Genomic DNA, 9775 nt, shown 5'->3' on the forward strand with positions numbered 1-9775 from the left:
GGTTCCTGCAAAGAGCGGAGCCTGCCTTGCGGGCGGGCATTGTCAGATCAGTTGATCCAGCAACGCCTGCAACTGCATACGGCCAGTTTCATTCAGCCCGAACACCGGGCGACGCGGCTCGCCCACGGGCAGGCCGGTTAGCGCCAGGCCGGCCTTGATGGTTGCCGGCAAGCCACCCTTGAGAATGAAGTCGAGCAATGGCAACTGTTGGTAGAACAGTGCTTTTGCGCGCTCCAGATCGTTGGCTTGTACTGCCTGATAAAGGGCCAGGTTAAGTGCCGGAATCAGGTTGGCGGCGGCAGTACACCAGCCTGTCGCGCCTGCCACGAATGCTTCCAGCGCCAGTGGGTTGCAGCCGTTGTAGAACGGCACCTGGCCTTCGCCGAGCACCTGCAGTTTGTGCATGCGCTGGATATCGCCAGTGCTCTCCTTGACCATGGTCACGTTCTCCACCGTCTTGACGATGCGCAGAATCAGCTCCACCGACATGTCGGTGCCGCTGGTGGCCGGGTTGTTGTAGAGCATGATCGGCACACCAATGCTGTCGCCAATGGCCTGGTAGTGCTGGAGAATCTCCGCTTCACTGAGTTTCCAGTACGCGGTCGGCAATACCATGACCGCATCGGCGCCCAGGCGTTCGGCCAGTCGCGCACGGCGTATGGCGCCGGCAGTGGTCAGGTCGGAAACACTGACGACCGTTGGGACGCGGCCGTCGATGTGCGCCAGGCTGAACTCCGCCACCTGATCCCATTCGTGATCACTGAGGTAGGCGCCTTCGCCGGTGCTGCCCAAGGGCGCGATAGCGTGAGCGCCGCCTTCGACCAGACGATCGATAGAACGACCCAGCGCGGGCAGATCAAGGCCTTCGCCGTCTGCGGTAAAGGGCGTGATGGTGTAGCCGATGATGCCGTGAATTGCGGTGGACATGGACGAGGCTCCGATAAGAATGTGATCAGTTCAGGCAGTCGGCGTGCTGGCGCAGGCTTTGCCGGGCATAGTAGTTGAAGGCGGCAACGTGGCGCTTGGGGCGGGCGATCCAGTCATGGGCTTCACGACCCAGGGCCGGCTCGATCGGTTTGATCTGCCCTGCGGCCATGGCCAGTAACTGCAGCTTGGCGGCACGCTCGATCAGCTGTGCTATCACGCAGGCCTCTTCAACACTGGCCCCTGTCGCCAATTGGCCGTGATGCGAGAGCAACAGCGCCCGCTTGTCACCCAGTGCGGCGCTGATGATTTCGCCTTCTTCGTTGCCCACCGGTACCCCGGGCCAGGCCTCCAGGAACGCGCAGTCTTCGTACAGCGGGCAGAGGTCCATATGGGAGACCTGCAGGGGAACTTCCAGCATCGACAAGGCCGCGACATGGGTCGGGTGGGTGTGAATGATGCAATTGACGTCCGGGCGAGCACGGTACACCCAGCTATGGAAGCGGTTGGCCGGGTTGGGCATACCATCGCCTTCGAGCACTTCAAGGTCCTCATTGACCAGCAACAGGTTGCTGGCCGTGATCTCATCGAAACCCAGGCCCAACTGTTGGGTGTAATAGGTCCCGGGCTGCGGGCCACGTGCAGTGATTTGCCCGGCCAGACCGGAGTCGTGGCCATGTTCAAAGAGAATCCGGCAGGTGAGGGCCAGCTTTTCTCGGGTAGTCCACGTATTATCGGCAAGCGAGCCTTGCATGTGCGCAAGGGCCTGCTTGATCAATTGATCCTTGGGCAGTGTTAATGTCTTGGCCATGGAGATGTCCTGTGCAGTAGTCATGGGTGTCAGGGAGGTATGTCGCCGGGTTGCTGGGAGGTGGCGCGGCGACACGCATATGACACAAAAGATGCTATATGACACAAAGTGTCATTGGCAAGGCAAAATCGCACACGCCTGTGGGGATCTACGGCTTCGCATGTCTATCCGATTGAAATTATTGAGAAAAAAATTGGGGATAACGCTGGAGGCGCTGGCTGAAAAAGCCGGTATGACCAAGAGCTACTTGTCCAAGGTCGAGCGCGGCCTGAACACCCCTTCGATTGCCGCTGCCTTGAAACTGGCCAGTGCGTTGAACGTCAAGGTTGAGGAGTTGTTTGCCGCCGACACGCCAACGCAAGAGCGTTATAGCCTGGTGCGCAGCCACCAGCGCCAGTTGCTGCCAGGTGCCCGCGAAGTCTCCGGTTATGCCGTGCTTGCCAGCCAGATCAGCCATCGCAGCCTGTTGCCGTTCATGCTCAGCCCGCCAAGCGAGTTCAGCGATTCAACGTTCAAGGAGCATGAGGGCGAAGAATTCCTGTTTGTCCATGAAGGCCAGGTAGAAGTTGACTTCATGAACGAGCGGGTCATTCTAGAGCGCGGTGATGCGCTGTATTTCAACGCACAGACACCGCATCGATTGCGCTCGCTGGGGCCACAACCCGCGCAGTTGCTGGTGGTGGTGCATGAGATGAACGGGTAGACGAGCCTTCAGGACCTGAGCCAGCCATGAGCATTCATTCACAATTCTGGCGTGACCCGGCCTTGCCCTTCATTGAGGCCCGCAGCGTGGAAGACGGACGCAAGGTCTGTTATGCGCGACATTCCCACGCCGGCTTTTCCATCGGTGCCGTCACGGCGGGGCGCAGCACCTACCTGAACGGTGATCACTGGCACGAGATCAGCGCAGGCACGGTGGTCATGATGAACCCGGGTACGGTGCATGCCTGCAACCCGATTGCCGATCAGCCCTGGTCCTACCTCATGCTGTATGTCGATACCCCCTGGCTTGAGCGATTGGGATTTCAGCCATTGGCGGCGACTCATACCACGTCGGTACAGGTGTACAGCGAACTCTTGAGGCTGTATGCGTGGCTGGTTGATCCAGCACGCAGCCCCCAGGAGAAGGCCGCGGCAGCAGAGGCATTCTTTGTTCAGCTGCTGGATCAATTGGGGCCCGTTTGGGTCGAGCCAGCGCAGGGCAACCAGCGTCTGGAACGTGCCGCCGACTATATTCGCCAGCACTGCACCGAGCCGCTGAAACTGGAGGACATCTGTCAGGCCGCCGGGCTATCGGCATCTTACCTGATTCGGGCCTTCAAGCAGCACTACGGCCTGACGCCTCACGGCTACTTGCTTGACCATCGCATCCAGTATGCCCGGGCGCAGTTGCGTCGGGGGCGGCTGATTGCCGAGGTGGCCGCCGACGCCGGATTTGCCGATCAGGCCCACCTGCAGCGGGCTTTCAAGCAGCACCTGGCCGCCACGCCCGGGCACTACCGTTCAGCCGAGTAACAGGTAGATCGCGCTGGCCACTAACAATAGCGCCAGGCTGCGATTGAACAGGCGCATGCGTCGAGGGTTGTTCAGGTAGTGGCTGATGACACTACCGGCCCAGGCCCAACTGGCGACAGACAGATAACAGATCACGAAATACAACCCGGTGAACTGCCACAGCAGGCCCACCTCGCCTTCGCCGACGTACGCGCCAATACCGGCAACGCTCGCCAGCCAGGCCTTGGGGTTCAGCCATTGCAGTGTTGCCCCGTAGAGCATGGAGGGCGGCTCTTCACGGTTCCCTGCGCCAAGCTCGCCATTGTCGCTGCTCAGCTTCCAGGCCATGTAGAACAGAAACAGCACACCCCCCGCCTGCAGCAGGCGGGCCAGGCCGGGCCAGTGACGCAACAGTTCGTGAAGGCCAAGCCCGACCAGCACCAACAGCAGGCAAAAGCCCAGCGTCGCCCCCGTGACATGCGCCAGGCTGGCGCGCAAACCATGCCGGGCTCCGGCACCGAGGGCGACGATATTGACCGGGCCGGGAGAAATCGAAGCGGCCAGCGCAAAGGCGGCCATGGATAACATCAGGCTCATAGTGACCTTCTGGGTTAAGGGGAACGGTCACATAGCCTAAGCAGCAGGGGAGGCAGGGTATTGAAGAAAATCACCCTGGTGAGGCGTCATGGAGGAGGGCGTTACAGCTTTTGTAATAGTTTCCCGCTATATCAAGAGCACCTGACGCTTGTAGGATCGATGTCCCTTATTGATATCAAGGTTGATATGACTTCGTTCTCGGAGCCCCCCAGTAGCTGGCCGTCCTGGCCTTTGTCTCGTCCCTGTGACGCCTTGCTTGCGAGTACCTCCCCATGGAATGGCTAGCCGATCCCACGGCCTGGCTGGGCCTTGCCACGCTGATTGTCCTGGAACTGGTTCTGGGCATCGACAACCTGGTATTCATCGCCATCCTTGCCGACAAACTGCCGCCGCATCAGCGTGATCGCGCGCGGGTGATTGGTTTGAGCCTGGCGCTGATCATGCGCTTGGGCCTGCTGGCCAGTATTTCCTGGATGGTGACCCTGACCGCGCCGCTGTTCGAGGTCTTCGACAAGTCGTTCTCCGGGCGAGACCTGATCATGCTGTTTGGTGGCGTGTTCCTGTTGTTCAAGGCCACCATGGAGCTGCATGAGCGCCTTGAGGGTCATGTTGCCCAGACAGGCGGAACAGTTCGTCATGCCGCCTTTTGGCCCATCGTGGCGCAGATTGTGGTGCTCGACGCCGTGTTCTCGCTGGATGCCGTGATTACTGCGGTGGGTATGGTCGAGCACTTGTCGATCATGATGATCGCGGTGGTGTTCTCCATCGGCATCATGATTGTCGCCAGCAAGCCGCTGACTCGCTTCGTCAATGCCCACCCGACCGTGATCATGCTCTGCCTGGGCTTTTTGATGATGATCGGCTTCAGCCTGACGGCCGAAGGCCTGGGTTTCCACATACCCAAAGGTTACCTGTATGCCGCGATTGGTTTCTCGATTCTGATCGAAGTGTTCAACCAACTGGCTCGTGTGCGTCGCAAGCGCAGCCTGCAGCAGCACCGACCACTGCGTGAGCGCACCGCCCATGCCGTGCTGCGTCTGCTCGGCGGGCGCCGGCTTGAGGCAGACGAAGTCGGCGAGGAGATCGCCGATCTGGTCGAGGGTGGAACCGAACAGGTGCTATTCGATCGCCGCGAGCGTGTGATGATCAGTGGCGTGCTGAACCTCGCCGAGCGCCCGATCAAGACTGTGATGACGGCTCGGGCCGAGGTCGATGTCATTGACCTGGCACAATCGGCAGAGGCGATTCGCACGGCACTGATGCATTCGTCCTATTCGCGTTTGCCTTTGATCCGTGATGGGAACGTCGAAGAGCCGTTGGGTTTTGTGCACAAGAAAGAACTGCTCAAAGAGCTGCTGGCCGGCAATGAGCCAGACCTGGAGCGCCTGGCGCGCACACCGTTGCATGTGCTGGAAAGCTTCAGCGTGCTCAATGCCCTTGAGCAAATGCGCAACCAGTCGACTCACATCGCCTTTGTGGTGAACGAGTTCGGCGATTTCACTGGTGTGCTGACCATGACCGACATTCTTGAGTCGATTGCCGGCGAGTTGCCAGATGCCACTGAGGTCGAGGGGCCGGACATCGTCGAAGGCCCAGAGGGGTACCTGGTCAACGGCGCCTTGAACCTGAGCCAGATTCAGGCCCGTACCGGCTTTGTAGCCAAGGCCACCGAGGATTACCAGACCCTTGCGGGCCTGGTCATGAGCCTGCTTGACCGGTTGCCGATGGTCGGCGACAAGCTGAACTGGAACGGCTGGCAGCTCACGGTGGTGGCGGTGGCCGAGCGCAGGGTGCGGCAGGTGCGCCTTACGCCAGGCGGCGACGCTGACGCAGCAGGTGCTTGATGCCCTCAAGCACCAGCACCACTACAGCCAGCCAGATCGGGATATAGGTCAGCCATTGGTCGGCGTCGATGCTTTCACCCAGCATCAGCGCTACCGCGACCAGCAATACCGGCTCGACATAGCTAAGCAGGCCGAACAGGCTGAACGCTAACAGCCGGCTGGCCAGTACGTAGCAAATCAGGGCCAGCGCGCTGATCACGCCGAGCAGCGGGATCAGCGCGTAAAGCCCCGGATGCTCAACCAGATCGGCCGCCGACAGTGGTCCCTGTACAATGAAATAGAGTGCCGCTGGCAGCAGCAGACACATGTCGGTCCACAGCCCGCCCAGGTGATCGGTGCGCAGTTTGCGCCGCAGTACGAAATACACAGGGTAGCCGCCGGCCACCAGCAGGGTCTCCCAGGCGAAGCTGCCATGTTGGTAGAGCGCGTGAGCAACACCGGCCATGGCGCAAAGCACGGCCAGTTTTTGCAGGCGTGACAGACGTTCGCCATAGACCATGCGCCCGGTCAGCACCATGCTCAGCGGCAGCAGGAAGTAGCCCAGGGAGACTTCCAGGCTACGACCGTGTAGCGGTGCCCAGAGAAACAGCCAGAGCTGCACGCCCATCAGTGCCGACGTGGCGCACAAACCCAGCAGTAACATCGGCTTCTGACGGATTCTGGCGAGTAACCCGATGACCAGTGACCAGTCCCTGGAAATCAGCATGAACAGGGTAACGCAGGGCATTGTCAGCAGTACGCGCCAGCCGAAGATCTCCTCACCGTCCAGCGGGCTGAGCAGCGAGGTGTAGAAATACATCACGGCAAACAGGAACGAAGCCATGACGGATGAAACGATACCTTTGGACAAGGGTGCCTCTAACTAACGCAAGTGACAGAACGGTTGACCTGCAATGATCTCAGGGGCAGGAGGGCTGGGCAACCGCAGGCTCCTTTTTCTGGTGGGCCAAGGCGTCGATGAAACCGTTCAGCGGCAAGGGCTTGCCGAACAGGTAGCCTTGCTGGAAGTCCACTTGGCGTTGGGCCAGGTAATCCCGTTGCGCCTGTGTTTCTACGCCTTCGGCAACGACGCCCATGTCCAGCTTGTTGGAGAGCTCGATGATGCTGTCGAGAATGTGCAGTGACAAGGCATCCACACCGATCATGCCGACAAAACTCTTGTCGATCTTCAGGTAATCCACTTTGAACTGGCGCAGGTAGGTCAGGCTCGACTGACCCGTGCCGAAGTCATCCAGGGCAATCATCACCCCTAATTCGTGCAGCTTGGCGAACAGGTTGAACGTGCAGTCGGTGGGGGTTATCAGCGTACGCTCGGTCAGCTCCAGGGTCAGCCGAATGCGCCCAGTTGGAAAGGCCGCCAGCAGCTTCTGGCAGTCATCGTAGAGCGCCAGGTCCTGGCAGTGGGCTGCGCTGATATTGATACCGATATGAAAACCTTCCTCGAAGTTGTCCGCATGGGGTGCCAGTTGTTCCGCGACCTGCTGCATCAGGCGACGGGTCATTGGGATGATCTGGCCACTGTGCTCGGCGTAGGGAATGAACAGGTCAGGACGTACCAGGCCGTCACGCGGGTGCATCCAGCGCATCAGCACTTCGACGCCGGCCCAACGATAGTCACCCTGGCGTACGACGGGTTGAAAGTACGGCACGAATTCATCTGCCTCGAGTGCCCGTTGCAGTTCAGCCCGAGGCGAATTGGCGCGCTTCAGTTGCCAGTTGCAGGCTACTCCGGCAATGATGCCGAGGAAGACCAGCAGGCCGAACAAGGGGCCGTACTGGCGTTGCATCAGGCGCCATACCTCGCCCTCCGGGTAACCGCTATGGACCGTGAAGCTGAAATGCGAGGACTTCAGGGCTGTCGGGGCCACGGCAAAGTCTGGCACGGGGTCGTTGCGCACCCGGCCGTCAGTTCCCATCCAGTGCGTGCCCACCTTTACACGCAGGTCGGAATCCGGGTCGATCAGGCGCAACAGGTGTATCAAGTGATCGCCATCGACGGTTGTGATTGCTCCCTTGCTGCCTTCACTGAGGCGGTAGACCAGCAGCGGGTGCCCCGGGGAGACGGAGTTGCCATCCATCAGCCAGAGGCTGCCGTCGGTATAGTCGCCAGGGTTGACTGCTTCGCGGTAGCTGCCGAACAGTGAGCTGCAGTAAAGGGCATCGTCGTAGAACAGGTTGGTCGAACGAACGAAGGTGCCTCGCGTGACCTGTTCACGCAAGGGCAGCTTGACCTGCTCGCAAGGTTGGCCCGCCAGCGGCAGCAGGTTGCGTGCGGCCTGGGCGATGTTGTCCAGCACCCGGTCGAACTGTTCGATGGCGTGCTCTGCGTTGAGCTGTGCTCTGGCTTGCAGCTCTCGCTGTGCCTGCCAGTTCAGCAGAAGCACGCCGCAAATTACCGGAATGAAACCCACCAGCCAGGGCAGCAGGACGCGTCCAGTGGAGCGGCTGCGGCGTTTTCGCGAAAGGGGCATGGTTGACTACCTGTCATGGCAAAGGGTCCTTCGTTGGCAAGCATAGCGCTTGCCCCGCCCGCCTGTGATAGCGGGTGTGGCAGTAGTCTATTATGGCTACAGTGTACTCACCATCCTGATAGGGCACCGGCGTTGTCCGAGAATGTGCCCTGCAACCCCCATGGCCGTGCAAGCAGTGGCGTGAACTAAAGTGCGGACAAATGTTTTTACGCCATGTAGAATCAGGTTACGCATACAATAATAAGGTTCTCCGCCTCCGGGGAATCAAACCCGCCGAGAATGGGTCCATATGAAGTGTCATGGGTTCAAACTGATCTTTGGTGACTACCTCGCACGCAGTGTGAGGGGCATCTCCTGCGCGCCACCCCGTCTGCTCGACATCGATAGCAATTGAACCTGTTTTTACCGTATTGATGAGGACACGAGCATGGCTGATATCTTTGACAACCCGATGGGCCTGATGGGCTTCGAATTCATCGAGTTTGCTGCACCGACCCCCGGGGTTCTGGAGCCGATCTTTCAGATCATGGGCTTCACCAAAGTGGCGACCCACCGCTCCAAGGACGTCCATCTGTACCGCCAGGGCGGTATCAACCTGATCCTCAACAACGAACCCAAGAGCATTGCCTCGTACTTCGCTGCCGAGCACGGTCCGTCGGTGTGCGGCATGGCGTTTCGCGTGCGTAATGCCCACGAGGCGTATGCCCGTGCACTGGAACTGGGTGCGCAGCCGGTGGAAATCGAAACCGGGCCAATGGAGCTGCGCCTGCCAGCGATCAAGGGTATTGGCGGCGCGCCACTCTACCTGATCGACCGCTTCGAGGAAGGCAGTTCGATCTACGACATCGACTTCAACTTCATTGAAGGTGTCGACCGTCACCCGGAGGGTGCGGGCCTCAAGATCATCGATCACCTGACGCACAACGTTTATCGTGGTCGTATGGCCTATTGGGCCGCGTTCTACGAGAAACTGTTCAACTTCCGCGAGATCCGCTACTTCGATATCAAGGGCGAGTACACCGGCCTGACCTCCAAGGCCATGACCGCACCGGATGGCATGATCCGCATTCCGCTGAACGAAGAATCGTCCAAAGGTGCAGGGCAGATCGAAGAATTCCTGATGCAGTTCAACGGTGAAGGCATTCAGCATGTGGCCTTCCTCACCGATGATCTGCTCAAGAGCTGGGATGCCCTGAAAAAACTGGGCATGCGCTTCATGACCGCACCGCCGGAGACCTACTACGAAATGCTTGAAGGCCGCTTGCCTGGCCATGGCGAGCCGGTAGAAGAGCTGAAGGCGCGGGGCATTCTGCTCGACGGCTCCTCGCAGCCTGACGACAAACGCCTGCTGCTGCAGATTTTCTCGGAGACCCTGATGGGGCCGGTGTTCTTCGAATTCATTCAGCGCAAGGGTGACGACGGTTTCGGTGAAGGTAACTTCAAGGCACTGTTCGAGTCGATTGAACGTGATCAGGTACGCCGTGGTGTATTGGCTACCGACTGATTACCGATAGCGTGATACACAAGAGGCCAGCGTTCGTACGCTGGCCTCTTTGTTGTGCGCCAGGCATGGCGCGTTGCGCGTTAGCGCAACCCGTTTGGCTGTGGTGGCTGAATGGGTGACTTGGAGGTGA

9 protein-coding genes are annotated in these 9775 nt (G+C 59.7%); 4 read left to right on the forward strand and 5 right to left on the reverse strand.

Annotation, left to right across the window (positions count from 1 at the left end; all coding sequences use genetic code 11):
* Window positions 1-42 precede the first annotated feature (42 nt).
* The gene (locus CYD26_RS06375; protein ID WP_099774519.1) at window positions 43-927 is read right to left on the reverse strand and encodes a dihydrodipicolinate synthase family protein; all 885 of its coding nucleotides are present in this window, start codon (window positions 925-927) and stop codon (window positions 43-45) included.
* Window positions 928-952: 25 nt separating this feature from the next.
* Window positions 953-1735, reverse strand: coding sequence for an aldolase (locus CYD26_RS06380; protein ID WP_065757884.1), 783 nt, complete (start codon window positions 1733-1735; stop codon window positions 953-955).
* A 160-nt stretch (window positions 1736-1895) separates the two neighbouring features.
* Between CYD26_RS06380 and CYD26_RS06385 the strand changes: the two genes are divergently transcribed.
* A complete protein-coding gene (locus CYD26_RS06385; protein ID WP_065757885.1) occupies window positions 1896-2438 on the forward strand; it encodes a helix-turn-helix domain-containing protein in 543 nt (180 codons plus the stop codon).
* Between the two features lie 26 nt (window positions 2439-2464).
* Complete coding sequence (locus CYD26_RS06390; RefSeq protein ID WP_102052137.1) at window positions 2465-3250, forward strand: AraC family transcriptional regulator; 786 nt, start codon at window positions 2465-2467, stop codon at window positions 3248-3250.
* On the opposite strand, the gene CYD26_RS06395 is transcribed toward CYD26_RS06390, so the two are convergent.
* Window positions 3239-3826 carry a LysE family translocator gene (locus tag CYD26_RS06395; protein ID WP_065757887.1) on the reverse strand — a complete coding sequence of 196 codons (588 nt, stop codon included), beginning with the start codon at window positions 3824-3826 and terminating at the stop codon, window positions 3239-3241. The two genes, CYD26_RS06390 and CYD26_RS06395, sit on opposite strands and share 12 nt — an antisense overlap.
* Window positions 3827-4098: 272 nt before the next feature.
* On the opposite strand from CYD26_RS06395, the gene CYD26_RS06400 reads away from it, so the two are divergent.
* Window positions 4099-5670, forward strand: a complete 1572-nt coding sequence (locus tag CYD26_RS06400; protein ID WP_102052138.1) for a TerC family protein — start codon at window positions 4099-4101, stop codon at window positions 5668-5670.
* On the opposite strand, the gene rarD is transcribed toward CYD26_RS06400, so the two are convergent.
* Together rarD and CYD26_RS06410 are read right to left on the reverse strand one after the other, a co-directional pair.
* Window positions 5633-6520 (reverse strand): EamA family transporter RarD, encoded by an 888-nt coding sequence (rarD, locus tag CYD26_RS06405; RefSeq protein ID WP_102052139.1) that lies wholly within the window; start codon window positions 6518-6520, stop codon window positions 5633-5635. The genes CYD26_RS06400 and rarD overlap by 38 nt on opposite strands.
* A gap of 49 nt (window positions 6521-6569) precedes the next feature.
* On the reverse strand, window positions 6570-8141 hold the full coding sequence (locus tag CYD26_RS06410) for an EAL domain-containing protein (protein WP_102052140.1): 1572 nt from the start codon (window positions 8139-8141) through the stop codon (window positions 6570-6572).
* 427 nt (window positions 8142-8568) lie between these two features.
* Between CYD26_RS06410 and hppD the strand changes: the two genes are divergently transcribed.
* Complete coding sequence (gene hppD / locus CYD26_RS06415) at window positions 8569-9645, forward strand: 4-hydroxyphenylpyruvate dioxygenase (RefSeq protein ID WP_065758954.1); 1077 nt, start codon at window positions 8569-8571, stop codon at window positions 9643-9645.
* The last annotated feature ends 130 nt before the right edge of the window (window positions 9646-9775 follow it).

It is taken from the genome of Pseudomonas sp. FFUP_PS_473 (genome assembly GCF_002858665.1).
GTDB lineage: Bacteria > Pseudomonadota > Gammaproteobacteria > Pseudomonadales > Pseudomonadaceae > Aquipseudomonas > Aquipseudomonas defluvii.

Excerpts from the sequence above, each read along its gene's own strand:
- CYD26_RS06375 (WP_099774519.1), bottom strand. The coding sequence starts at position 927 with ATGTCCACCGCAATTCACGGCATCATCGGCTACACCATCACGCCCTTT.
- CYD26_RS06380 (WP_065757884.1), bottom strand. The coding sequence starts at position 1,735 with ATGGCCAAGACATTAACACTGCCCAAGGATCAATTGATCAAGCAGGCC.
- CYD26_RS06385 (WP_065757885.1), top strand. The coding sequence starts at position 1,896 with ATGTCTATCCGATTGAAATTATTGAGAAAAAAATTGGGGATAACGCTG.
- CYD26_RS06390 (WP_102052137.1), top strand. The coding sequence starts at position 2,465 with ATGAGCATTCATTCACAATTCTGGCGTGACCCGGCCTTGCCCTTCATT.
- CYD26_RS06395 (WP_065757887.1), bottom strand. The coding sequence starts at position 3,826 with ATGAGCCTGATGTTATCCATGGCCGCCTTTGCGCTGGCCGCTTCGATT.
- CYD26_RS06400 (WP_102052138.1), top strand. The coding sequence starts at position 4,099 with ATGGAATGGCTAGCCGATCCCACGGCCTGGCTGGGCCTTGCCACGCTG.
- CYD26_RS06410 (WP_102052140.1), bottom strand. The coding sequence starts at position 8,141 with ATGCCCCTTTCGCGAAAACGCCGCAGCCGCTCCACTGGACGCGTCCTG.
- hppD (WP_065758954.1), top strand. The coding sequence starts at position 8,569 with ATGGCTGATATCTTTGACAACCCGATGGGCCTGATGGGCTTCGAATTC.